Origin of the sequence: Granulicella sp. L46 (assembly GCF_009765785.1) — a bacterium.
Classification (GTDB): Bacteria; Acidobacteriota; Terriglobia; order Terriglobales; family Acidobacteriaceae; genus Granulicella.
In genome coordinates this window covers 142,905-168,801 of record NZ_LMUT01000003.1, presented here as the reverse complement: position 1 = coordinate 168,801, position 25,897 = coordinate 142,905, and the positions used below count along the sequence as shown (strand labels likewise).

Annotated in this window: 20 protein-coding genes; 2 read left to right on the top strand and 18 right to left on the bottom strand. The window is 54.7% G+C overall.

The window, feature by feature from the left end; genetic code table 11:
• Nucleotides 1-102: 102 nt before the first annotated feature.
• Nucleotides 103-1,974: a capsule assembly Wzi family protein gene (locus tag GSQ80_RS01650; protein WP_158785772.1), complete on the top strand. Its 1,872-nt coding sequence runs from the start codon at nucleotides 103-105 to the stop codon at nucleotides 1,972-1,974.
• Nucleotides 1,975-2,033: 59 nt separating this feature from the next.
• On the opposite strand, the gene GSQ80_RS01645 is transcribed toward GSQ80_RS01650, so the two are convergent.
• A complete protein-coding gene (locus tag GSQ80_RS01645) occupies nucleotides 2,034-2,756 on the bottom strand; it encodes a sugar transferase (protein WP_158785771.1) in 723 nt (240 codons plus the stop codon).
• Between the two features lie 707 nt (nucleotides 2,757-3,463).
• Here GSQ80_RS01645 and rfbC point away from each other — a divergent pair.
• Nucleotides 3,464-4,039 (top strand): dTDP-4-dehydrorhamnose 3,5-epimerase, encoded by a 576-nt coding sequence (gene rfbC, locus GSQ80_RS01640; RefSeq protein WP_158785770.1) that lies wholly within the window; start codon nucleotides 3,464-3,466, stop codon nucleotides 4,037-4,039.
• A gap of 29 nt (nucleotides 4,040-4,068) precedes the next feature.
• Here rfbC and rfbD read toward each other — a convergent pair whose 3' ends face one another.
• From rfbD to GSQ80_RS01555, 17 genes are all read right to left on the bottom strand, one after another.
• On the bottom strand, nucleotides 4,069-5,004 hold the full coding sequence (gene rfbD / locus GSQ80_RS01635; RefSeq protein ID WP_158785769.1) for a dTDP-4-dehydrorhamnose reductase: 936 nt from the start codon (nucleotides 5,002-5,004) through the stop codon (nucleotides 4,069-4,071).
• Nucleotides 5,005-5,009: 5 nt separating this feature from the next.
• Nucleotides 5,010-5,885, bottom strand: coding sequence for a glucose-1-phosphate thymidylyltransferase RfbA (gene rfbA, locus GSQ80_RS01630; protein ID WP_158785768.1), 876 nt, complete (start codon nucleotides 5,883-5,885; stop codon nucleotides 5,010-5,012).
• Nucleotides 5,885-6,973, bottom strand: coding sequence for a dTDP-glucose 4,6-dehydratase (gene rfbB, locus GSQ80_RS01625; protein WP_158785767.1), 1,089 nt, complete (start codon nucleotides 6,971-6,973; stop codon nucleotides 5,885-5,887). Before rfbB ends, rfbA begins: the two co-directional genes overlap by 1 nt.
• Before the next feature lie 72 nt (nucleotides 6,974-7,045).
• Nucleotides 7,046-8,035 (bottom strand): glycosyltransferase family 2 protein, encoded by a 990-nt coding sequence (locus GSQ80_RS01620; RefSeq protein WP_158785766.1) that lies wholly within the window; start codon nucleotides 8,033-8,035, stop codon nucleotides 7,046-7,048.
• Nucleotides 8,036-8,052: 17 nt separating this feature from the next.
• Nucleotides 8,053-8,436, bottom strand: coding sequence for a serine O-acetyltransferase (locus tag GSQ80_RS01615; RefSeq protein ID WP_158785765.1), 384 nt, complete (start codon nucleotides 8,434-8,436; stop codon nucleotides 8,053-8,055).
• Nucleotides 8,437-8,579: 143 nt separating this feature from the next.
• Complete coding sequence (locus GSQ80_RS01610) at nucleotides 8,580-9,734, bottom strand: NAD(P)-dependent oxidoreductase (RefSeq protein ID WP_158785764.1); 1,155 nt, start codon at nucleotides 9,732-9,734, stop codon at nucleotides 8,580-8,582.
• Between the two features lie 473 nt (nucleotides 9,735-10,207).
• On the bottom strand, nucleotides 10,208-11,389 hold the full coding sequence (locus tag GSQ80_RS01605; protein ID WP_158785763.1) for a glycosyltransferase family 9 protein: 1,182 nt from the start codon (nucleotides 11,387-11,389) through the stop codon (nucleotides 10,208-10,210).
• 434 nt (nucleotides 11,390-11,823) lie between these two features.
• Nucleotides 11,824-12,768 carry a glycosyltransferase gene (locus tag GSQ80_RS01600; RefSeq protein ID WP_158785762.1) on the bottom strand — a complete coding sequence of 315 codons (945 nt, stop codon included), beginning with the start codon at nucleotides 12,766-12,768 and terminating at the stop codon, nucleotides 11,824-11,826.
• Between the two features lie 281 nt (nucleotides 12,769-13,049).
• On the bottom strand, nucleotides 13,050-14,399 hold the full coding sequence (locus GSQ80_RS01595; protein ID WP_158785761.1) for a hypothetical protein: 1,350 nt from the start codon (nucleotides 14,397-14,399) through the stop codon (nucleotides 13,050-13,052).
• A complete protein-coding gene (locus GSQ80_RS01590) occupies nucleotides 14,396-15,181 on the bottom strand; it encodes a glycosyltransferase family 2 protein (protein WP_216850080.1) in 786 nt (261 codons plus the stop codon). Before GSQ80_RS01590 ends, GSQ80_RS01595 begins: the two co-directional genes overlap by 4 nt.
• 412 nt (nucleotides 15,182-15,593) lie before the next feature.
• Nucleotides 15,594-16,733: a glycosyltransferase family 9 protein gene (locus tag GSQ80_RS01585; RefSeq protein ID WP_158785760.1), complete on the bottom strand. Its 1,140-nt coding sequence runs from the start codon at nucleotides 16,731-16,733 to the stop codon at nucleotides 15,594-15,596.
• 173 nt (nucleotides 16,734-16,906) lie between these two features.
• On the bottom strand, nucleotides 16,907-17,908 hold the full coding sequence (locus GSQ80_RS01580; RefSeq protein ID WP_158785759.1) for an FkbM family methyltransferase: 1,002 nt from the start codon (nucleotides 17,906-17,908) through the stop codon (nucleotides 16,907-16,909).
• Between the two features lie 28 nt (nucleotides 17,909-17,936).
• Nucleotides 17,937-19,334 (bottom strand): lipopolysaccharide biosynthesis protein, encoded by a 1,398-nt coding sequence (locus GSQ80_RS01575; protein WP_158785758.1) that lies wholly within the window; start codon nucleotides 19,332-19,334, stop codon nucleotides 17,937-17,939.
• A gap of 29 nt (nucleotides 19,335-19,363) precedes the next feature.
• Complete coding sequence (locus GSQ80_RS01570) at nucleotides 19,364-20,389, bottom strand: GDP-L-fucose synthase (protein ID WP_305794638.1); 1,026 nt, start codon at nucleotides 20,387-20,389, stop codon at nucleotides 19,364-19,366.
• Nucleotides 20,373-21,458, bottom strand: a complete 1,086-nt coding sequence (gene gmd, locus GSQ80_RS01565; RefSeq protein ID WP_158785757.1) for a GDP-mannose 4,6-dehydratase — start codon at nucleotides 21,456-21,458, stop codon at nucleotides 20,373-20,375. The genes GSQ80_RS01570 and gmd overlap by 17 nt, the downstream gene beginning before the upstream one ends.
• A gap of 443 nt (nucleotides 21,459-21,901) precedes the next feature.
• The gene (locus tag GSQ80_RS01560) at nucleotides 21,902-23,167 is read right to left on the bottom strand and encodes a Wzz/FepE/Etk N-terminal domain-containing protein (RefSeq protein ID WP_158785756.1); all 1,266 of its coding nucleotides are present in this window, start codon (nucleotides 23,165-23,167) and stop codon (nucleotides 21,902-21,904) included.
• A gap of 20 nt (nucleotides 23,168-23,187) precedes the next feature.
• Nucleotides 23,188-25,890, bottom strand: a complete 2,703-nt coding sequence (locus GSQ80_RS01555) for an SLBB domain-containing protein (protein WP_158785755.1) — start codon at nucleotides 25,888-25,890, stop codon at nucleotides 23,188-23,190.
• Between the last annotated feature and the right edge of the window lie 7 nt (nucleotides 25,891-25,897).

Here is a 25,897-nt window from a genome sequence, read left to right as displayed (position 1 = left end):
GCTCGCACGAAGATCCCCCGGCCAGCGCAGGACTTATACTATCTTTGAGTAACGTTGGGTTTCGTGAGTCCAGGCCACCGCATGCCAAGTAAGCAATCTTCTTTGGGTTCCAGAACGCAATCCTTGCATGTGCGTCCCGCCTTGGAGGCAGCAATCGACTTTCATCCTGCCAGTCATCGGATTCTCTCCCGCCAGTCAGCTCGATCGTTCATCACCTCCGCCTCGCCCGCGAAACGACTGATCCTCCGCGCCCTATTGGTCGCTTCTTCCGCGATAGGTATGCTCGCGACGCCGACGCTCGCGCAAAGCGGCGAGCCTATCCCCTCTCACCATGAGGTAGCCGCCGCATCCGCCAGCACCGCGGGCTCCGCGTACATTCCGGTCGACAGTTGGATCTACTCAGCCGCCTTGCGCCTCTACTACCTCGGCTATCTTCCAACCGCGTACCTTGACATGCGGCCCTGGACACGCGCTTCGCTCGCGCACATGCTTACCCTTTCTCAGGAGTCGCTGCACTCAACCTATGCACCCGCGGAGGCCGTCGAGATCAACGCAACCCTCCGCCGAGAATTGGCTCCCGAGTTGGCCGGCGACCGGTCACCCACTCTCCGCTCAGCCAGCGCCTACACCCGTGTCCGTGAGATCAACGGCGAGATCCTGAACGACAGTTTCCACCTCGGTCAAACCATCGTCAACGACTACGGCCGTCCCGATGAGACCGGCTTCAACAACCTCACCGGCGTCAGCGCAGAAGCGCAGGGCGGAAGATTTAGCCTCATCGTCCGCGCCGAGTACCAACATGCTCCGTCTGCGATGGGCTACTCCCCGTCTGTCGCTGCACAACTCGCCGCCATCGATCAAACCCCCAACGTCCCTCAAACCACCATCCCTGCAGGCGTAATTCCCGGCCAGGACACTGTCCAGATTTTGGAGGCAAATGCCTCCGTCCACCTCCTCGGCAACGAAGTCTCCTTCGGCAGAAGTGATGAATGGCTAGGTCCGGCACTTGGCGCCGCCATGGGCTGGTCCAACAACGCGCAGGACATTTACAGCTTTCGGATCAACCGGGTAGAGCCGCTCTATATCCCGGGCCTCTCCCGATATGTGGGACTCTTTCGCTATGACTTCATGGTAGGCATCTTGCAAGGGCACCAGTTTCCCAGCGACCCCTGGATTCATATGGAAAAGGTCAGCATGAAGGTGGTACCCGATCTAGAGATCGGCTTCATGCGCTCCGTCATCTGGGGTGGTCATGGACAATATTGCGGGCCGCCGGCGGACCCACAATCTGCCACCTGCAACGTGCCCATCACGATTGGCACGTTTCTCCGCAGCTTTTTCAGCGTCACGGCTGCGCAGCCCGACGTCAAGTTTTCAAGGCAGAATCCCGGCGCCCGCTTCAGCACCTTCGACTTGACCTGGAGAACACCCTGGGACAATCACCTCGTTACCCTCTATATGGATTCGTTCGCCCACGACAACGTCTTCCCCATCAGCAACCTCGGACGCTCCGGCCTACGACCAGGCATTTACATCGCGCGCTTACCCGGCTTGCCGCGAGTGGACTTCCGCGCCGAAGGATTTACCACCAATGTGCATGATCCTGAAAGCAATCAAGGTCGTCTTCTCATGTGGGAAAACGTTCAGGTCCAGGGCTACACCAACAAGGGTTACATTCTCGGCGACTGGATTGGCCGCGAGAGCACCGGTGGCCAAGCCTGGCTAACCTGGCACCTTCGTCCTGATCAGCAGATTCAACTGCAATATCGTCAAGCGAAGGCCGCAGACGATTTTATTCCCGGAGGCACTACCCAGAACGACCTCTCCGCCGACGTCGTGTTACGCCCCTTACGCAACTTTGAGATCAAGGCGAACGTGCAAGGCGAACTGTGGAAGGCACCCCTGATAGCCCAGGGGCAACAGCACAATGTTATCGGAACCATTCAACTAACCTACTTCCTGCATAAGGAATAGGTCTTCGGCACAAGATCAAGAACAGTGAAGCGCACCGATAGTTTTATGCGCCTCGCGGGTCACGCGGACTGCCGAACCTCTTGACCGGAAAAGTCCGATTCGCCCGCTGCATTGAGCGCCTTGGAGGAGTTCGTCTCCATGTTCGTTCTGGCCTTGAGAAAACGTACGGACTCCGTTGAGAATGTACGCCTCGACCGGTTGCTGAGCTTGAAGACGGTGTGCATCAGAATCTTGAGATCGGTCGAAAACCTGGTCGTCTCGATGTACTTGATGTCCAGCTTGCACTTCTCAGGATTGAGGACAGTCACCACATAGCGCTCGACAAGTTCTTCCGGAACGCCTGCGAGCAAACCTTCCTCGTGAGAGAACTCAATCGTCGCCGCTCCCGTGATACCCGGGCGGCAAAGCATACATAGATTTTCATGCTGCGCGATCTTGGGTCGGGGCCCAACGAAGCTCATCTCACCGCGAAGAACATTGATTAACTGTGGCAACTCATCCAGCTTCAGGCGGCGAAGTAGTGCGCCGATCTTCGTCATCCTCGAATCACCGTGCCTCGTGACCGTCGGGCCGGCGTTCAGAAGCTCGCGGCGGTTTTCCATCGTCCGGAACTTGAAGATGACAAACGTCTGCTGATGCAACCCAACCCGCTCCTGGCGAAACAAGGCTGGCCCTTGCGACGTGAACTTGATCAACCAGGCGATCAACAACATCAGCGGAGAAAAAACGATCAAAGCAATAACGCTCAGCACCAGATCGAAGCAGCGTTTACGCTTCGACATGCACCAACCACTTACATAACGGGGACAAAACAGTGGATCTGCATTGGCCTTTTCCGACAATTGCCCCTCGAACGTTTCGGAAAGCTTCTTTTCGGACTTTGGGGTACGATCGTGTTCGGCCCGCGAATTTGCCATTAAAACTGCCCATCCCTTTTCCGTCGGTTGTCAGCCGTAACACTCTGTGTGGGTGCGATGCTCGCAAGACGTTTTAAACATAGTACATGAGCCATTCGAGCGATTTCAGTGATCCATTCTTGCGGAATCGGGTTGTCGTGATGAATTTCCTGTTACGGGTCTGATACCAATTCGGAACCACGGCGCATAATCATCACGATTCGTTCTCCTGTCTAAGGATAGACGTAGCAACCTTCGCGAATAGTTTACAAATCGTTGAAAGTGCGAACACATTGAGGTTCGCGCAGCCGCCCTCACTGAGAACCGAACTGTGCGACCAATCACTCACTTGGTGGCTGCCTCAACCCTCACTCCGGTGTCCAGCCCTCAAGCATCCGCGCATCTCCGTCTGCAGCTAGTGTTTTCATGCGTTTAGCTGCCCCAATCAAAGCACGCGAAAGACGCCGTCAAGCGACCAGCCGCGTAAACATCTGTGCCCGATGGGGGGTGTATATACCTTCGATACCCCCGATCGCCATCCCTACCTTTTGTATTTCTGCAGGTCACAAATTTAGCCCACGCTAGAATGAGCCATGCAAATTTTTGACACCAGCTTGCGCGACGTAAAACGACTCCGCCCACAGAAGAATGGCGACGAGCGCGGCTGGTTCTCCGAAGTATTCAATACCCGTACCTTCGCTGCAGCTGGTCTCCCCGATCGCTTTGTGCAGGACAACCAGTCCTTTTCCCAGCGAGGCGTGTTGCGCGGCCTTCACTATCAACTCCTGCAGCCCCAGGGCAAGTTGATTCGCGCAATCTCAGGACACATCTGGGATGTCGCCGTGGATCTCCGCCCCAACTCTGCTGACTTCGGTAAATGGGCGGGCTTTGACCTGCATGGAGAGGATATCGAGTTCCTTTGGATCCCCCAGGGCTTCGCGCATGGCTTCGTCGTTCTATCCGAGACCGCCAACGTGCTCTACAAGACGACGGACTTCTATTACCCGGCAGGAGAACGCTGCGTGCGCTGGAATGACCCCACCCTTGGCATTGCCTGGCCGCTTGAGGGAATCGAAGAACCTTTGATCTCAGCGAAGGACGCGAAAGGAAGCTTCCTGCAAGACGCTGAACTTCCTGCGTCCCTCGACCTGCACCAGACCATCGCGTGACGCGCACAACTTGATAAGTCCGTTTGGCCTCATCGCGTCCGCATCTCCGCGAGCACTTCCTCCATCACCTCGCGTGTGGCGGACTGCCAATCAGGCATCTCAAACTCCAGTCCGCGCGCAAGTTTCTCGCAGTTCAGCCGCGAATTCTTCGGGCGCACCGCAGCCGTGGGATAAGCGCTCGTCGGAATAGCGGCCAGCTTCGCCAGCGTCTTCTCCGGCATCGCCCTCCGCGCAATCTGTACGAACTCCGTTGCAAAACCAAACCACGTCGTGTACCCCATACTGGAGGCGTGGTAGACCCCACCCACCGATCTCACCACCTCATCCAACCCGCCTCCACCGAGCTTCGCCCTATCCTCCGTGCGTCGAATCGTATGCCCCACCAGGCGCGCAAGCGTCCTCGACCAGGTTGGCGACCCAATCTGGTCATCGACGATCTTCAACTCGTCGCGCTCCATCGCCAACTGCAGGATCCGCCGCAGAAAGTTCTCACCGCGCGCGCCAAATACCCAGCTCGTGCGAAAGATAAAGTGCGCCGCGCCGCTCTCCGTAAGCGCCCTCTCCCCCGCAAGCTTTGACGCCCCATACACCCCCAGCGGGCCCGTAGGATCGTCCTCCCGCCAAGGCCGCGATCCCTCCCCCGAAAACACGTAGTCCGTCGAAAAATGAATGACCGCCGATCCGATGCGAGCAGCCTCTTCGCCCAGGATTCCCGGCAACTCACCATTGAGGACATACGCCGTTCGCGACTCGCTCTCGGCTTTGTCCACCGCCGTGTAGGCCGCCGCATTCACAATCCAACGCGGCTTCAGCTCTCTTACGGCCGCTCGAACGGCAGCGCCGTCGGTCAAGTCAAGCTCGGCTCGCGTAAGGCTAACAACCTCGCCAAGCTCGCGCAGCAGCGGCAACGCCTCTCCGCCCACCTGGCCATGAGCACCGAGTAGCAAAATCGGACCATTGCCCATCGGCGTCAGTAGAGTGTCTCCGTAAGCAGGCGCTTCAAGTACTGCCCGTACGAGCTCTTTCCCAGTTTGCTTGCCAGCGCCTCCAGCTCCACAGTCGAGACGTATCCAAGGCGGAACGCAATCTCCTCTGGACAGGCAATCTTCAAACCTTGTCGCTGCTCAATCGTCTGCACAAAGTTCGAGGCGTCGAGCAGCGCTTCGTGCGTCCCAGTATCCAGCCACGCCATACCCCGCCCCAGCAGCTCAGTGCACAGCTGACCGCGCTCCAGGTACCACCGGTTCACATCGGTAATCTCCAGTTCGCCACGCGCGGAAGGCCTCATCTGTTCGGCGACGGAAACAACCTGTGCGTCATAAAAATAAATCCCCGTAACCGCGTACCGCGACTTCGGCTTCAAGGGTTTTTCTTCCAGGGACGTCACCTTGCGGTTAGCATCAAACGCAACCACGCCATATCGTTCCGGGTCGGTGACTGCGTAGGCAAATACCGTCGCCCCCTCGGTACGCGAAACCGCCTGCTGCATCGCCTTCACGAAGTCATGACCGAAGAAAATATTGTCTCCCAACGCCAGGCAGCATCCCTCCCCGGCAAGAAACTCCTTGCCAATCAGGAATGCCTGTGCGATGCCATCGGGCGACGGCTGCACCGCATACTGAATCTTGATGCCCCACTGTTCTCCGGACCCAAGCAGCGCCTCAAACCGCGGCGTATCCTGCGGTGTCGAGATCAGCAAAATCTCCCGGATGCCCGCCAGCATCAGTGTCGTCAGCGGGTAATAAATCATCGGCTTGTCATAGATCGGTAACAGTTGTTTCGAAACCGCCTGCGTCACTGGGTGCAAACGCGTTCCCGAACCGCCCGCGAGGATAATACCCTTCATCAGCCCTCCGCCTTTTGCTTGCGGTCAGTGTAGTTCTTCGTCACCCACTCCTGATAGGCCGCCCCCGTCACTGACTCGATCCACTCCGCATTCGACAGGTACCACTGGATCGTCTTACGCATGCCTGTCTCAAAACTTTCCTCGGGTTTCCACCCCAACTCCCGCCCAATCTTCGTCGCATCAATTGCATACCGCCGATCATGGCCTGGCCGATCCTTCACATAGGTAATAAGTTGCGCATGCGGCGTGTAGGGCGACTCCGGCATCAGCTCATCCAGCAGGGAACAGATCGTCTTCACCACCTCCAGGTTGCTGCGCTGGTTATTCCCCCCGATGTTGTACGTCTCCCCAACCACACCCTTCTCGAGCACCTCAACGATCGCCTTGCAATGGTCCGTAACAAACAGCCAATCGCGAATCTGCAGCCCGTCCCCATAGATCGGTAGCGGCTTGCCCGTCAGGGCATGCGTGATGATCAGCGGAATTAATTTCTCGGGGAACTGATAAGGCCCATAGTTATTCGAGCAGTTGGTTATCAACACCGGAAGCTTGTAGGTATGAAACCAAGCGCGCCCCAGGAAGTCGGAAGCGGCCTTCGAAGCGGCATATGGGCTATTCGGAGCATACGGCGTCGTCTCCGAGAAAGCCGGATCTCCCGGCCCAAGCGTCCCATACACCTCGTCTGTAGAAACATGCACGAACCGAAACGCCTCGCGCTCCTCTTCGGTCAGCGTTGCCACATACGCCCGCGCCGCCTGCAGCAAGGTGAACGTCCCATCGATATTTGTCTTCAGAAAGGCATCCGGCCCCATAATCGACCGATCCACATGACTCTCCGCCGCGAAATGAACAATAGCCCGAGGCCGATGCTCCGCAAGCGTCCTGGCCATCAACTCCGCATCACAGATGTTTCCATGCACGAACACATGGTCCGGGTCCCCCTCAATAGAAGCCAGGTTCCCAAGGTTGCTCGCATACGTCAACGCATCCACATTGACAACCCGTCCCTTGCCAGCCAGAATCCAATGCAGCACAAAATTCGACCCAATAAACCCTGCTCCCCCTGTAACCAGGATCCCAGTGTTCATCAACATATACGACTGCCTCACTTTCGTACTTGCGAGCAGCATAGGATGAATCCAATCAACTGCATCGGTTGGTTAGTGTAGATCACTTCGCTTCAGCGGAGGCGCACCTGGACCCTTGATTACTCGCTTGTCGGAGCCAAGCTGAAATTCAAGAAGCTTGATCCAGCAACGGATTCTCAGGGCTACACGAACTACCTTCTTTACTAGCCAACTTGTTCCAAAGTAATTGTAGAAGTCACTAAAGTCCGCCAGAGCGCGGTGAAGCTCGATGATTTTTTTCTTGGGCTGTTGATTCACGCTCTGACTGCCATAGTGAATCACCTTGGCGCAAGGAGTGTAGAAGACTCTTAGGCCTGCACGCTTGAGCATCAGGTTATAGGCAAGATCTACCTGGAAGTGCGGAAAGCGTTCATCCAACATGCCTGCCTGCTCCCAAGTCGACCGGCGTATAACATACGCCGTAGTCCCGATACTATCGACAACCTGCTCCTTCTCGTAATCGAAGTTGATGGAATAGTATTCTCGTGCGACTTTGCCACGAGGGAAAAACTTATGCATGTTTAACCCTTGCAGAATCATCGTGCCGCTGCCGGCAAACCGTCGTATGCAGGACTGAACTGTGATATCGGGATTCAGAAGCGTCGGACCGCACGCTGCAGCCTCCGGATGCGCATCCATGAAATCCACAAGTTGCTGAAAGGTGTTTCCTAAGAGTTTGGTATCGCTGTTAAGCAGACACGCATAACGCGCCTTGGATTCCTTCAAGCCACGATTATTGTTCTTCGCATAATATTGCCCAGTACGGTTGCGCACCAAAATTACCTGCGGGAAGAACGACTCCACCATGTCGGCGCTGCCATCGCTCGAGTTGTCATCAATACAAAAGACTTCGAAGGTAATCCCACACGTGTTTTCATAAATAGATTGGAGGCATTGATAAAGTAATTCTTGTGTGTTGTAGTTCGGAATGATGATCGTCAAATCAAGCAAGCCGCTCTCCATAGCTTTGACTGATTTAAGCTCGACCACTGACGCACCCTCCATTGCATAATCCCCGATCATTGTGTGCTCTCCGCGAACTAGGTGATTCTCCGAGCTGGAATCCCGACCACTGTGCCGTTTGGTTCGACTGAATTCAACACCACAGAATTGGCTCCAACAGTTACATTGTCGCCGATTCGAATGCCGCCGAGTACCTTGCAGCCGGATCCCAACACGACGTTATCCCCGACCTCGGGCCGTAGAGCCGGCTCAAACCCCATATCCAGTTCTTTGCTACCCAGCGTGACACCCTGAAATACCGTCACATTGCTGCCGAGCCGGCGGGCGCCAATCACAATCCCCGAGGTATGGGGGAAAAAGACCCCAGGCCCAATTTCGCAAAGCGGTGTGATTTCCATGCCGAATACCACGATATTGATATACGTGAACATTTTGGGCAGTATCGGGATGCCCTGCAGCATCGCAGATCGACTCATACGGCACAATACGATCGGTAAAAACCGGGGATGGGGCAATCGGCAAATGAACTGGAAGAAAGTTGGAGAAGCATCAGCTTTACCCTCCTGTACATACTGGCGCTTGAGGTCGCTAGATAGGAGCTGTCTTAGTTGCGGCATGTCCCACCATACAGCCCCCGGGATATCAGTTCCTCCGTGACAGCATTGAGCCGATCCGGTTCCGGCGCTTGCTGTTTTACCCAAGCTACAAAGCGATCTAGCCCTTGTTCCAAAGAGATCTCAGGAGCAAACCCCAGTTGTTCGTAAATGGCAGCCGTATCGGCATACCCGTGGCGAATATCGCCCAAACGATACTGGCCGGATACGAGAGGCTGGGTCTCAGATCCAAACCTCTCCCTTAGTAAGAGAGCAATCCGCTCCACAGTGGTCGCCCGACCGGATCCTACATTCAACGTGCTCCCGTCAGCGCCGTCCCCGGTTACGCCGAGGAATACCGCGCGCGCGACGTCTGAAACATGGATGAAGTCTCTGCTTTCCTGGCCGTCTTCATAGAGATTGATCGTCACGCCGCTCCGCAACTGGTTAGAGAAAATTGACAGAATGCCGGTATACGGATTTTTCAGTGACTGGCCTTCGCCATACACATTCTGAAATCGGAAGATGACGGCGGGAATTCCAAGCGCCTTGGTGGCGATCCGTACCAAGTCCTCTTGCGCCAGCTTCGTGGCCGCGTAAATTGAGGCAGGAGATGTTCTTGCCTCTTCGGGCGTCGCGGTTGCGACGATCGGGCCGTTGCAGGTTGGACATGCGGGTTGCCATCGTTTGCTGCGAAACATTTCTTCCGAACGCATGGATGGATAGACCAGACCGCAGCAGGCACATAGATATGCGCCTTCGCCATACACGGACCGCGACGAAGCAAGGATGATCTTAGCAACGTTGTGTTTATGATTAGCCAAATAATTAAGCAAAAAGGCTGTGCCGCCGACATTGGTCTCTGTGTATCGTGAAATCTCGTACATGGATTGAGCGGTACCAGTTTCAGCCGCAAGATGGATAACGCACTTGACGTCCGAGAGCGCCACCTCCCAATCACAGGGTCTGCAGACGTCGCCACGAAAGACTTCTACATCAGTGCTTCTGAGCAGCGACAACGAGGAGAGATTGGGAACGGCCCCGTGAATTTGCGGGCTTAGATTATCGAATAGAACGACTCTTTGGCCGATCTCCACCAGCCGTTTGGCAACTTCACCGCCAATAAATCCAAGGCCGCCAGTAATCAATACTTTATCAACCGACACCGAGATATCTCCCTTGTGTAGCTTAGTCTATCGATTGCAGATTCGGAAATGTGCCCACGCTACTTGCTGACAACCTCACACGCGTCACTTGCGCGAGGGATGAACTTCACGCGTCCGGACAAACCGAGTTGATCAATTAGCGCGATAGGCTCTGCATTTGACGGTCCCTCCACCCATTGCGAGGAGACTGTAGTCCTGGTTTATCCCGATGCGTGAAGGCCGAAGTGCGGGCGCAGTATCGGGTGATTTTCTGCTGAATGTGGGAATACGGCATCAAGTGTAAAAACTCGATGATCTGCTGCGAGCCTATGAAGTCAGGTCTGCCTTCAGAAACATCTCTTGCGGGGGCCGACACACTCATTACGTCTAATGTTCAAATCGCGAGAGGTTCCGTGATCCGGGCAAATTCTGTGGTTCGCAAAGGCATGCTCGATCACTGCGTCGGAGCTGGCAACACTGCAAATCCTCTTACGCTATGACACGGAAAGAGGCCGTTGGTGGTCGGAAGCGAACTCAGACTTATCGGTGACCAGGCTATCCAACACTGTCTGAACATCTTCTATCGAGACTTGCAGAATGCAGTGCTGTGTATTCTGCTGACAGGTTGGGAAACAGGGAGCCATGGGAGCTGTCGGTTGCAGCACGTGCACCCGAGGCCCGGCAGGCCGAAAACGTAGCGGCGAATTGGTGTGATCCACCGTGCAGGACGAAGGAAAAGGACTGATCACAATCGTTCTGACACCCAAGCCACCGGCAATATGAGCTGGACCGGAGTCATTCCCCAAAAACAATACCGCATCCGCAATAAGATCCAACATCTGAACAGGATCGGTCTTGCCTGCCGTCGAATAGGCGCTCTTGCCCACGGCATCCGCCAACTGCTGGCAGAGCCTTATGTCCCCAGGTCCACCAACTACGATCACGCTGAGTCCGAATCTCTCCTCAAGTGCGCGACCAATCGCTGCGAACCGCGTTATCGGCCACATCCTCCGAGGATTAGTCGCCCCAGGCGAGAACACAACATACTTCCCCTCGACGGGGGCAGACATTTTCACCCCCCGAGCCTTGCGGTGCTCCACAATTGACTCTAAGGCACGAATCGGATTTTGAGCAAAGTGGACCCCGCTCCCCGGCTCCAAGCCGCAACGGCTCAAAACCCGCGTATACCGCACAGTCTCATGCTCGTTCGCTCCCCCTTGAGCGGCGATAGTATAGAAGCGATCAATCCCGACTGAGCCACCACCAGAGCTTTCGGAATACCCGCAACGGATGGGAGCACCAGTAAGGTAGGCCAAATAGGCCGAGTAGATCGAATCAGCAGAGTTCCACCGCGGCGCAACCGCTAGGTCGTAGACGGTATCAGCGATCTCAGCCCGGAACAGTTTAGTTGCATTGGACAATTCGGCGTAAGCTGCAAACCAAGATTGTCGAAACCGTGACCTCGTCAGCCTGAAGGTCCGGCTCACATATGGAATCTCCTCGACGATTGCCCCCATTGAGACCCCCACAGCGACATCAATCTGCGCTTCCGGCCAAAGCTCATGGATGCGATCCACTAGCGTTAGAGAAAGGATCAAATCGCCAACGCTATGATATGGAAACGAGAAGAAGATGCGTTGAATCGTCGCCGAGGGTGCTATGCGTAACTTCGGCAATTTACCCAAACTCCTGAGGATCTTAACGCGTGCTATTAGAAGTCGAGGTAGGATTCCTGTCCTCATCACACTTTTTAGAGCCGCTTTCAGCACCGTTTTCCGCCATCCTTCAGTCTGCATTGTTTGCCGGCAAGACATGATAGACCTTCCACGTCCGTGGTCCTACAAGCACAAGAATAATAGACTAAGGTGTGTTCACACCGCGGGCCGGCAGAATAGCTCTCAAAGTCTTTCATTGATCGTCGCAACCTAAAGGAGCAGTACCAACTTGCCGGACGACGAGAATATACCGTCGTGCAACCCCAAAAACTCCGCCGTGATCACGGCATTGCTGAAACTTCAATCATAGTTGTTCTATTTGAACGCAATACCACAACGATGGATAAGACAGACTCTGGACAGTGTTGGGATAGTTGGCATCCCAAACGCAACTATTATCCAATAACTTTGCCCTCGGCGATGGCTGGAATGCTGCGGCCCTTTCGGAGGATATCCTTCCAGTTTGCGAGACAGGAGGATTTCGACCAGAAGATTCTTTGTCCCAGAAAATTCATCGTGATTCTAGCAAATTGTTTATTGTTATAACGCTGGTATTGCCTCACTACTCGACCTGCAAGCCAGAAGGTCTGGGCCAGGTTTGCCAGACTGGAGCGATACTGTACGACATAGGCGTTTTCGGCTGCGAGAAAACTGCGGTAGCGCTCCAAGCCCACCTCTTGATCGAAATTCATGCTCGCAAGAGAATGAGACAATTCCACATCACCAGCAATGTACATATATTTCCCGTGCCGATAGAGCGCATGAAAGATGTAGATGTCGGAAAAATCAAGCCAGAATTCCTGGCTGTATCCGTCGACCGCGCGTAAAGCGGATACTCGCATCACAGTTCCGCTGTTTGCCGCATACGCTTCCTTCCGGTAGATCCCGGAGACTGACCGGGGGATCACATGACTGCGAATGAACCGCCCAAGCTTCCGTGGCGAAAACAGAGAGTCATGAGAGCGGACGAAGGGTACGATTGTTGCGATGCTCTGGTCGCTCTCAACTTCCTTGGCGTATCCCAGCATGCGTCGGAGATAATGCGCCGTCACGATGGTGTCCTGATCCAAGAGCAAAAGCCATGGAGTACCGATCGATTCGGCATGTGCCAACGCCCTGTTATAGGCTCCCGCGACTCCGACGTTTTGATCTGAAAAGTTGTACTGGAAGGGAAAACTAAGCTGTGGATTCTCAAGTCGCATAGGGCTGTTGTCCCACAATAGGACGTCATAATTGCCAAGCAGTTCAGGCTCGGATGAGAATGCCTCCGACAAACTCCGAAGCGTGTGCGATTGCTCAATAGGCGTTTTGTAGCGGACGACAATCGCAAGGATTTTCATGACTGAGTTGTGTGGCTTGGAAATGTTAGGTCGCAGCGTCCGGCAGCCTTGAGGTGAGGGCCGCCCTGATGGACTAACCGAGATCTCGCTTCCAAGCGAATCTCTGAATACTCTCTCGTTACGCGCCCCTAAGCGCTTCCTAATTAAAACATAAGTCTGCGTCTTGGCTTATCGAATATGGCTGCCCCCTGCTTCTTTGGGCCCTTTGAATCCCGGGCATAGAGCCATCGGTTGCCCGCGCTTCCTTGAGTAGCGCTGTCAGTCCAAAAACCTTGAGCACATTACGAATCCTTTGATAATGTCGATTGCAGGGACAGGTGCCGTAAAGTGAACAAACTCGGAGGAACTGCAAGGCTCAGGATCGCTGCGGCGGCGTAGAGAAAGGGGGCAACGAGTATTACGCTTCCAATATCCATCATTAACACCCCGATATCAGTCAGAGCCGCTACACATGAGATAGCCAAGAACACATATAGTGGTTCAATCGCGCTGCCACTGCGTACGAACCTCGGGATACGATTGCGAACGAAACCAACCATCATGCCGAGCATTAGCGAATAGAGCGTGGCGCCGAAAACCCCAAGATAGACAACTCCAAATACGTTGTGTCTGGGGTTGGGCCCCACAAAATCAACAGAGCCGTAAACAGCGCGAAAGATCTGAAACCCCAGGGGCTCTGGCAAGCTTGCTGGAGGGACTAGGCGGAACATGGCAAGTACACTGCCAAAGAGAGCAAGGAATGCTCCTCTAGGAGAAAGAGTGTCAATGATGTGCGTCGGATATGCCATAAAGAACACATCGCCGTTAACTGCAAGCCGTTGGAGCAGTACGAAAATTGACCCATCAATAGTGCCCCCTCCTGCTTTCACGCTAACGATGAGGATTGCTCCGACTACCGCAGCGATCATGATAGTTTTTTGTAACCGCCCTAAAAACTTTTCAGCTATTGCACCTGACCGCCTCCCCTTAAGCATGAATCGGGAATAGAAGATCAAGAAGATGACCTGTATGAGTCCAGACCTACTGCCAGACAAAGCTACCGACGTAAGCAGTGCGACTCCTACAAATATGTCGGATAAATGAATTCGTTGTCCAGTCTCAGTGTTGCGGGCAAGGCGATATATCAATAGGTAGCCGCTAAAAGACCAGGTTACACCAATGATATGACCCAAGGCGCCTATCCCGCCGCCCGCAGCATAGTATGAAAGGCGGCTGTCTGAGAGAAAAGGAATACCGAGAGTGGCATAGCTAACCGCTTGTGTCAGAATGAAAGTAGTTGCAGAGACCATATATAATGCATTAAGAAACCGTCTCTGTCCGCCTCCCTCGACAGCTCGAATGTTTAGCTTATTGAAATTGATAGGTTTAAATAAAAGAAGTCCGATAAAAAAGGCGCATTCGGTGCACAAAAACTGAATAAAATATCTTGTGTCGATTAGACCACGCCACCAGAGAAACACGGGACAGGTTGCGGCAAAGGCGCCAAACACGGTCGCGTAAAATAGGGGATCGAAAATAGAGTAAAATTGCTTGCGCAAGATAAATATGTAGCAAGCAATAGTGACGATCATTATCAAAAAATAAGTGCCCGGAGCTTCGCCAACCGATGCAAAATACTCAAGATACGTCATCGCTTCCCCTGAACACCGTCTATCGCTAGATGGGCTAATCCTTTCATCCGATGCCATACATAGCACGCCGGGGGCAAGCACTCACGAATGATATCGGCCTGATCGAGTATAAATTGTTCATCAGTACAAACTGAACTGATCCCGGTGAGATTGTTATAATTTGCAACCACTACAGGTATGTACTGGAAACTGAAGTGCGGGTTAGAGTAACATCGCATGTTAAACTCCCAATCGGCAAGTATCCGGTACCTTATATTAAACTCGCGCCATTCGAACAATGCACGAGGATAAAATATAGCCTGCTGGCAGATGTTGCGGCGTAGCAGTTGCCATGGTCGCACGGGGGTCTGAGTTATTGCTTTTAGCCCTGGGGCGTAAACAGTGCCAAAATAGATGATCCGCTCATCCTTGAGGTATTCGGCCACTATTTCCAGGCAATTGCGCAAAGTGTCATCAGACCCAAGGAAGTACACCCACTTACCGCGAGCGAGGCGAATTGCCTTATTCATTGCATCGTAAATTCCATTGTCCGGCTCGCTGATCCAGTAATCGATCGCGTCTTCATACCGGCGGAGTATGTCGAGTGTCCCGTCAGTTGATCCGCCGTCGATGATGATATATTCGACATTCTTATAACTCTGGTTCAGTACGCTAAGTATGCTTGTCTCCAACTCCTTTTCGCCGTTGAAGACAACGGTGACCACCGTAAAGAGAGGACAATCCGGCCTCATCGGTGTCGAGAGCCGTTTGCCGCCAGATGTGGATGCATGATCGAGTTGCATTGCGGCTCCTGATGGATACTCCGTTCGCGGGAGCAGTTCTCCTCGGACTAGGAGAGGATTCGATTCTCTGACATCCTATTCATGATATCTCAGTAGGTGTGTGCGAATTCCTGCCGTCATTCGGGACAACGCTCCATTGACTTGTCCTGCATCGGCGGCGTCGTGTCGCACTTCGCATCGATTGTATGCAGCCTCCAGGGAGCCGGCCAGATCTTCGGGATCCTCTGACGGAAAGAAGAAGCTCCACTCTGGTGTTTGCTCCCGATGTACAGAGATGTCGGAAAGTACGATCTGATTCCATGGACTTGGTCTCTTCGACGCTGGTGCTCCAACCCTCAAATCGCGAGGGATCGATAAAGGCGACTCAATAGCACATAAAATTCTCGATCCGCTAATGCTTTGACCAATGGAGTCAATGACTCGTGCGGCACGAGAATGTTCCAGTCACGGGCCGAAGTATTGTGCTAATTGCGTTCCACACTTCTTCCTCGGTGATTCGATCGATACACGGCACTGGAACCCCATTTGAACGCGTGTAAATACAGTGCCAATTGCAACCAAAGCATGGCATCTGGTGGGTAATTGCGTATGGCAACGAGCGGCCATCCGTTTGTTCAACTAGGTAAGGCATAAAACGTCCATAATGGCCACCGCCCAAGATACACACCGTCGGCACTCCAGCAGCAGCCGCAATGTGCACTGCAGAAGTTTCGTTTGTCAACAGTAATTGCGCTTCGGAAAGAATGGCCGCCAACTGTGGCAGATCTGTGCGTCCGGCCCAGTTCATTAGTGGGGCTCTGCTCAGTCCGCAGATGTCCTCGGCAAGCTGACGGTCCACGTTTCCGCCGCATATCACCCCATGCCATCCGGTCTCATGGTAAAGTCGCGCAGCTATCTGGACAAAACTGGCCACGGGCCATTGCCTGCCATCCCAACTTGCGCCCGGAAATAGAACATAATAGCGCTGATCCTGCTGCATTGCAGCAAGGAACGATTCGCCTTTCCGAAGAGTGCTCATTGCACGTAAATTCGGTGCTTTGGCCAGAAAGCTGATCTCTCCCAAACCTCGTATAAACTCGGCATTGCGCACCAGTTCCATGCAGGGTGCTGGAGTGGCAGATATCAGGCGCGTGTACCAGCGGTCGCTGATACGCTTTTGCCATGGCGATATGTTCGAGTTGTCACCAGCGGAGCCAATTCGTTCACTTGCACCGGATATGCGAACAACAGCATCTCCCCAAAAAAACTCCCGCGAATAGGTTGGCTGCACGGCAATCGAGCATTTCAGCTTGCGAATACGACGCCCAAGACGAAACCTGTACAGCGGCTCCTGTTCATATTTTCGTCGGTCCAGGGCAATCACATCGTCGAAGATTGCAAGTTCTTTTGCCCATTCCGCCCAGGCTGCATTCGCTACAAGCACGACGCTCTTACCTTGTGCCTTGTAGTGCTTTACCGTGGCCTGAGCGGCATCCAGCCATAGAACGAAATCACCAATGGCGTCAAGACGGATTAATAGCACACTATCAGGACGAAGCGTCCCCTTCTGCATCAACACTACTAAGGTGTCAACACAGAGTTGTGTCACATATCTCATCCTTCTGTGCACAACCTCGAGCAATTTAAACATCTCCAGAGTCCTGTAAACTTTAGCGTGCGGAATCACACTATGTTGCTAAGGGTAACCCCCAATCCAATGCCTGCATTGACATAGGGGAAGAGCGATTATTTAGCAGCTCTATCAATGTTCATCTCGACCAGCGTATCGCACACATTTTTGTGAACAGAAGCAAATACATCGAAGTAGGGGAGTAGAGGTGAAGTTCCACCTGCTATGTTCTCCAGCCCCCGCAAGAAGATGTGATCTGGATCGGTAACAGTACAGTACAGGTCCCCACGATTTGTAAAAAACACAAAATAGCGATACCCCAAACCCGCCAGATAATTAAACCCTGCCTCAACGCTGTCCATAGCCTCCAGCAGTAACTTCGGGAATAATTCAAAATAAAGTGCTGGCTGGTACGTCCTTAATAGGTTCTGCCCCGAACGTAGAACGTGAAAATCGTAGCCCTCGGTATCCACCTTAATGAGGTCAGTCCCGTAGCTTGTGGCAAAACAATTACTGGCGGTGTCCAAGCGCACCAGTTTGCCGTCGCGCTGTTGCGACTGACTATCCATAATATCCTGTCGCTTCGTCGATGGATTTGCCCGACCATCATCCTGGAGCCAGACGTCCGCGCCTTCATCTTCTCCAATAAATATCTGCCTAACCTGGACTCGGTCGTTATCAGCATGATTTGCTGTACAGAATTCAGCAATCGCTGGATCCGGCTCAATGCATAGATAGTGCCAGCGTGCGGGGCAGCTCTGCTCCAAAATAGCAATTGTGTCACCAATATTAGCGCCTACATCAATAACAGCCAGATGAGCATTACTAGTGCTTGAGTGGACTATAGCCTCCGCCGCTAGGCCAAAGGGCCGGTTGTATTGGGGAAATAAGGCCATCGTGGCAGGCAGGGGATGCCTTGCCGGCATAGCGAGGCTCTGTCCATAGACGGTCGCAACTACTGCCTGGTCGTTACCTACAACCCGCAGGATCGGCAACACTGCTTTGAGCGCCGCACGGGCCAAAGAACGACCAAGCAACCCCGAGTGAGCGGAAAGTGAATGTAACGTTATCGTTGCATCAAATGTACACTGCGCAAGTTTAGACCGAAAAGCACTCATTATAAGCATAACCCTTGGTTACTGTAGTCTATTCATAACTATCCAACCGCATAGATGGTATAGGTGGCTTTACCGCATTTGCCAACCGGCCGACGACACGCGGGACATACAGGCTATACGGCAATACGACCGTAACCATGTAAGCGCAAAGCGTAGCCCAGGGAATACCGGATATTCCATAGTGATGTATGAAAGTAATCTTTGTTGCCAGGCAGGCTACTCCAAAGACCGTCGCGACCACTAATTGTATTCGTATGATTGCCGCTCCATTCATAAACATAGCAAGGGCATCTCCGCAACAGCTTATGACCGTCCAAATAGCAAGTCCTAGCAGTAGGAGGAAGGGCGGATGTATACGGGAGCCAACCCACCAGTAGAGAAGCCTGTGGGATAAGAACAGCAAAACTCCTGACGCTACAGAGGTTGCCGCAAGAACAATCAGCAGAGAGCGGCCAAGGGTGTGCCGCACCCACTTGATATCGCCACGAGAGACGGCCTCACCGTAGGCGGGCCAAAGGGGAGCGACCAGCATGGACGACATCATCGCGATGAGCGCGAACATACGTTGCGGGATCGCAAACTCGGGCACATTCACTGCGCCGAGCGTACGGGCAACAATGAAGTTGTCCGCCGAGTAAGAGACAGCAGACACCACTTGGAGCACGAAGAACAAGCCGCCGAGCCTCGCGATCTGGGAGATGGCATCGCGGGATACAAGCTCCCGGCTTGGTCGCAGGTCGGGGCGAACGAAGCCGAAGAAATGGATGGCATTCAGCGCAGTGGACACAATCGGTGCTCCGGCGATGGCGATCACTAGTACGGGCAGGCTCACATGCAGCCAGATGCCGCCTAGAACGCCGATAAGTCCCGTGACGCTCCCGCACAACTGCCAAAGACCGTAGCGATACCCCTGTTGCAGGCCAAGTTGCACCCGCTGTACCACGTCCATTGAGATGTTCAGCGCGAAGCAGATGGCGAAGACCGCCAGCGCGGGGCCTGCTTCCGCACGGGCCTGTGGCGAATAGACGCGGAAGAAATTCGCCCAGTTGACGAACCGGTAGATAGAGAAGAACGACAGCAGAAGGAGTGCGGCGATGGTATTGAGCACAGCGAATCCGCTGGAGACGGCTTTGCGGACGCCTTCCATATCGTCCTTCCCGAAGGCCTTGGCGACGGTATTCAGTACGCCATTACCCACGCCGAAGTCCGCGAACGCTGCCATCGCCAGCACGGAGCTGATGGTCATCCACAGGCCGAATCGCTCATTGCCCAGATACTTGAGAGTGAGAGGGACGGTGATGAGCGAGGTGCCGATCTGCACCACACGCGCAAGTGTGGAAGTGCCCCCGGTCAGCAGTGCTCGGCGATTCCTCTCGGCCCCACGCTCATGGTCCTCCAGGCTGCCTTGGTTCCGGAGATGCAGCAACTGCCGAATCCTCCGTATAGCTGACTGGATCACTCAACGACCTCTGTAACTTCGCCCGGATATTCCTGCGCCGCATTGTGAATGTCCGAATATTCTCGGTAGACAGCAGCGAGTCCCTCGCGCAGAGAGATGCTCGCCTGCCAACCAAGCTCCTTCATCCGAGATACATCAAGCAATTTCCGCGGCGTTCCATCGGGCTTCGAGGTATCAAAGGCCAGCCGGCCTTTGAAACCCACAACCTCGCCAATAAGCTCCGCAAGCTCACGCACCGTCAGATCTTCACCGCAACCAATGTTGAGCAGGGGTGCCAGCGACTTGGAGTCAATGATGGGCCCATACACCGCATCCGGCAGATTCATCAGGAAGACACAAGCGTCCGCCATATCGTCACTATGCAGGAACTCCCTCCGTACCGTGCCTGTCCCCCATACGGAGACTTCGGATGCACCCGCCACCTTCGCCTCGTGCATCTTGCGCAGCAGAGCGGCGAGCACATGGGAACCTGCCAGGTCGTAGTTGTCGTTCGGTCCATAGAGATTGGTTGGCATCACCGAGATGAATTGCGTTCCGTATTGGCGATTGAAGGCCCAGCAGGTTTCGATGCCAGCAATCTTTGCCACGGCATAGGAACGGTTGGTCGGCTCCAGCGGCCCGGAGAGGATGTACTCCTCCCGAATCGGCTGGGGACAGTCACGCGGATAGATACAGCTTGACCCGAGAAACAGCAGACGCTTTACCCCGAAATCATGCGCCGCCTGTATAACATTGGCCTGGATGTTGAGGTTATCCTGAATGAATTCTGCTGGACGTGTGTTGTTCGCCAGGATGCCACCCACCTTTGCCGCCGCGAGAAACACATACTCCGGACGCTCTTCCGCAAAGAAGCGAACCACCGCCGCTTCATCGGTCAGGTCCAACTCTGCATGACTCCGCGTAACTATCTCAGCGCAACCTTCACCCTCAAGCCGTCTCATGATGGCCGAGCCCGCCAGCCCCCGGTGTCCCGCTACATACACTTTGGAGCCGATCAGAAGGGAACTATTCGTGATATTCATAGGCGCTGTATCCGTGCTTCTTGACAAGTTGATCTCTCTCAGCCGCCAACAGGTCGGCGTCAACCATTTCTTTCACAAGTTCTTCGAAGCTGACTTTCGGCTTCCATCCCAATCGCTCATGGGCATAGCTGGGGTCACCCAGTAAGGTCTCCACCTCCGACGGACGAAAGTACCTCGGATCCACCGCAACTACCGTGGAGCCGCTCTCATCCATCGCTCTTTCTTCTACTCCTTGGCCAACCCAACTGAGCCTGATACCAAGGATCTCGGCCGCCAGCGTTACAAACTCCCGCACGCTATGCTGCACCCCGGTAGCGATTACAAAGTCCTCCGGCTGCTCCTGCTGAAGCATTCGCCACTGCATCTCCACATAGTCGCGCGCATGACCCCAATCTCGGAGAGCACTCAGGTTTCCCAGGTACAACGTATCCTGCAGACCCAACTTGATGCGCGCTAATGCCCGAGTGATCTTGCGCGTCACAAATGTCTCGCCCCGCACCGGTGACTCGTGATTGAAAAGGATGCCGTTGCATGCATACATGCCATAGGCTTCACGGTAATTCACAGTGATCCAGTACGCATAAAGCTTCGCCACCGCATACGGAGACCTGGGATAAAACGGCGTCTTTTCGGTCTGCGGAACCTCCCGCACCAATCCGTATAGCTCCGAAGTCGAGGCTTGGTAGAACCGCGTCTTCTTTTCGGCTCCTAATATTCGAATAGCCTCCAGCACCCTCAGAGTTCCCAGCCCGTCAATGTCCGCCGTGTACTCCGGTTGTTCGAACGACACCGCAACATGGCTCTGCGCGCCTAAATTGTAAATTTCGGCCGGTTGAACCTTCTGCATAATATGAAGCAGACTGCATGCATCAGAAAGATCTCCGTAGTGCAGGACGAAGTTCCTCTTTTCGAAATGGGGGTCTTCATAAAGATGGTCGATACGGTCTGTGTTGAAGAGAGAGCTGCGCCGCTTGATGCCATGGACTTGATAGCCCTTGCGAAGAAGAAACTCCGCCAAATAAGAACCGTCTTGCCCGGTTACGCCGGTGATTAAAGCAATCTTCGCCACGTTATTCTAATGACCCCGTTTTGTTATGTGTCCCAAGCCTTGATTCTACCGTAAGCTCGTGGCTCAGATGCCTCCCAGCCGTCGGTTGCGTGGAGTGTTCTAGGCGGGAACGCAAATAGGCAATCGCCCACCTTCATGCAACGACGCGGATTCCTTGTACTGGATTTGTTAGGTTCGCGTACATAAAGCTGCCTACACTTTTGTGACAGTAGCTGCAAATGCACTGAGTCTCAAAAGCTCCCGGCGTCCCAGGCTGCACATCATCCGGGGCCACACAAGCGCTCCCGTGTCGATCACTTCTGCCCGACTGTGTTCAGCAGGCTGGTTCATCGTTACCGATGGATGCGATCTTATCCTTCCGCTAACATGACCAAATGCATGTACTAGTTCGTGTCTCTGAACACGCCGTAGTTACGGTCCACCTATCGCCCGGCAATTCAAGATCACAGGCGTTTAGCTGAGAAAGCCCTGCGCAGAATGCTGAGTTTTTGGGTGCCTTCTGGGTCGGCCTTTAGGCGTTGCAACGCAGCCTGAAATAGTGCAAGGAAAGCTCCGATAAAGAATCCCGCTACGGTAGCCCCGAGCACAATAAGGCTGCGCTTCGGAAAAGACTTCCTATCTGGCGGAATCGCCGGGTCAACCACCTGAATCACCGCGCCCTCCTTCGCCTCATCGAGCTTCGCCAACTCGAACTGCCGCGCCAGGATGTCAAAGATCGTCTCATAGTACTTCACGTCCCGGAGCCTCCGGACATATTCCATCCCAGCCTGGGGAACTAGCCCCTTGGGGATCAGGACTTCGCTCCCCGAGTTATCTTCGGAGCCTCCCAGCTTAGCCAGTTGCGCTCGCAGCCCAGCCAATTCCTGTTGCGCCTGAATCAACTCCGAGTTCTGTCCGGTTGCGTACGTCTGCATTCCCTCGATCTGCACCTCGCGTGCCGTAATCTGCGCGCGTAGAGTTGCCGCGGATTCGATCAAGGCTCGTGCCTGACTATCCGGTTGGATGACGCCTGTCTTCTGCTCCGTCTGTTCGAGCGCTACCTCGGCATTGGCCAGGTTGTTCTTCGCCTGCTCGAGTTCTCGTTGAAAAAATAGTCTGCGCTGCGACGCTTCTGTAATGGCAAGATGTTGCGACAGATCGCGATATTCTTCCACATAGCCGTTGGCAAGCTCTGCAGCTTTCTGCGCGTTGTGATCTTCAACCGTGATATGAATCAAACCATCTTTGCCAGTACCATCGACTGTTGTGTGGCCCTGGAATACCTTTCGCGCGTCCGACAGATAGTGCGCGTGGTATTCCTGCATCAGACCATATCGCTGCACCATGGCATCTTCCACTGTTCGACTCTGTAGCATCGCGACGTAACGGTCGTTCGGATTCTTGAGGCCGAGACTGCCGCCCGCCAAAGCCGCCACCCCTCCCAGATTGCCAAGTGATGCCATCGCGGCGCCCATCGAGGAACTCTCCTGCGGCGGCAGCAAGGTAACAGTCGCGGTGTAGCGGACCGGCAGAATCATCGAGAGGATGACCGCAAGAACAGCGAAGACTCCCGTTACCCGCAGCACAGTGCGCTTGCGTTCGGCGAGGACAATCAGTAAATCAAGCAACGAGATTTCCTCATCGTCCGCGGCGCCGCGATCCGCCGACGTCACGGCAGGAGGCGCATCAACTCGTTCGTTCACGGTCGGCAGTGGGGAATTGGAAGTCATAGAATTCCTGCAAATTCCTGCTATTGAATTACGGCAATTGCCGCAGCCCCCAGCGCTAGCGATGAGAACAGCTGCGAATAGGCAAGTACGGTACGCAACGTTCCGGGTTTGTACGTCTTTTCCGGCACTACAATCGTATCGCCGGGATACACCCGCACGTCCTTAAACTTGGCCGCCCACAGCCCTTTTCCAAGGTCGCTGCTGACCACTTCGCCGTCCGCGCGAATCAGGAACGAGTGCTTGTAATCCGCGTCCCGGTTCGGTCCTCCTGCCAACCCCAGGTATTCGCCAACCCGCCGGCTCGTGGAGTACAAAAAGGAGTTCTGATCGTACACCGCGCCCACCACGTTAACCGTCGCCGGCACCGACGGAACGCTGAAGTGGTCGCCATCCTCCATCGAAATCTCGGGAAGGGAAACGGTTCCGCTGCTCGTCGGCACAAACGTCAGCACAATACGCCCGGTCGCGCGAATCCGCCGTAGGTTCGTCAGCAGGTTCTGCTCATTTGTCTGTGCCGACAGGTCTGCCGCTGCATCCTGCGGGGATCCCGTCCCTGACGCCGCGATCGCCATATTGCTGCGCTGGATCTCCATGCTCAGGTTCTGCACGTATTCATCAATGCGCGCCTGCTGTAGCGCCCGCGTCGATTCGCGTGTGTACTCCGAGCCGTACAAGTACGCATTCGGAGTGAAACCTCCAGCCCGCTCCACCAGGTGGTGGAACGTCTCTCCCGGTTGCACCGAGTACACGCCCGAATGCACAAACTCTCCACTCAGCGTCACCAGCTTCGTCTGCTGCGCAATCGGTACGCGGATGTCAGCCTCAGAGAAAATCGAGACCACATCGCCCGCCTGTAACTCCATATCCTGCGAGGTGTCATGCTGCAGCACCAGCTTGCCCAGGTCAAACGAAATCAGCGTCGTCTTCAGCGTGTCCGGATCCTGGCGCTGGATCACTGCATAATCCCAATCAATTTCCGGAGCAAGTTTTTTCACCTCTGTGCGCTGCGCCGGCGCTGGGCCATTGAAAACTCCCGACTGCTGTGCTGCCAGTGACGAGTTGCTCGCCTGCTGCTGCGCATTCAGCCGCTGGTTCTGTTGCGAACCATACTGCCCCTGCTGCGAACCATCCGCGTTCTGCCCCACCTGGTCTTGCGCTAACCCATTTTGGCCATCACGCAAGCCTGCAGTGTTGTTCGGCCCGTTGTTAGGAACTCCATTCGCGTTCCCGTCCAGATTCTGCTGCGAGCCATCTTGGCCCTGCTGTCCGTTTATTCCTCCCTGCGACCGCAGCCTCAGCGTGACCGCGTTGCCATCCGTCGGCTGCCGCATGTTGGAGAAGTAGGGAATTGGCTCAAACTCCGGAGCAGGCAAGCCAAGCTGCGCTCGCTTCCACCAGTAGTTGCGTGTGATCAGGGAATCCCTATCCGGAATCAGATCGCTCACACGCATGCCCGCATGCCACGCAAACCGTCCGGGATTCGCGATATTGCCGCGCAGTGTCACCGTCTTCTGGTACCGCGCCACAATCGAGTACACGTGCACCAGATCACCATCCGCCATGGGCGTCTTCAGGCCGTTGGCATCGTAGGCGACTTCCATCGCAAATCGATCGTGATGCTCAGAGATGCGCTCGATCGAGACGCGTGCTTCCGCCGCCACGGCCGACACACCTCCCGCATCCGCAATCAGCCCGTCCAGCGACTCGCCCTCCCGCAGCTCATAGATCGCCGGCGTCCGCACGCTGCCCGTAATCGCAACCTCGGCTCCCACGGCCGGGATGAAGATCACGTCGCCCGGCAGCAGCTTCACATCCTTCGACTTATCGCCATGAACCAGCAGACCGTACAAGTCAAAATCCGTAACAACCTCGCTTCCGCGCCGCAATTCAATGTGCCGCATCGACCCCTGCACCGACGGTCCGCCGCTAGCAAATACCGCATCCACCAGCGTGCTCAGCGAACTCACCGTGTACACGCCCGGACGCCGCGCCTGTCCCGCCACATACACCTGGATCGCCCGAATCTGCCCAATGTCTGCCGTCAAATCGAAGTTGCGATACACCCGCCCAATCGCCTTCCGCAGATGCCCATCCAACTCCGAAAACGGCATGCCCGCTACGTGTGTCGGCCCCACCTGTGGAAGATAAACCTCTCCCGCCCGGTCCACCTGAAGGTTGGCCTGAAAGTTCACCTGACCCCACACCCGTACACGCAGCTCATCCCCCGGTCCAATCACATAATCCGAGGGAACCGGCGTCATGTTCAGCGGCGCAAACGTCGACGGCACACGCCGAAACAAATTCGCTCCAAAGATCGGCAAAACCTGGCTCGTCGTCGAAGCAATAAACTTCTGGAACTCTATCAACGGCTCCGGCGGAAGCAAGAGCTGCTGCTGAGAGTTCGCGCCGTTCTGTTGACCCTGCCGCGAATTCTGCTGGCCCGTATCGGTGTAATTGTTTGAGTTCGGCGTCTGAGCTCCAAACGTTCTGGGCACCCCAGCTCCGTTCTGGGAATTCCCATTGAACTGCTGACCGTTGCCCTGGTCTTGCCCCATGCAGTCCGCAGAGCTTGCCAGCGCCGGGTCGGAGCAATCCGGATTCGTAGAAGTTTGTGAGCTATCTGGATAGCCTGAAGGAGTCGATTGCTGCTGTTGCTGCTGCTGCGCGCTCGCAGAGACCACCAGCACAGGCATTAGGAAAAAAAACCCAAGCTGCCTCACCATTCGGAGG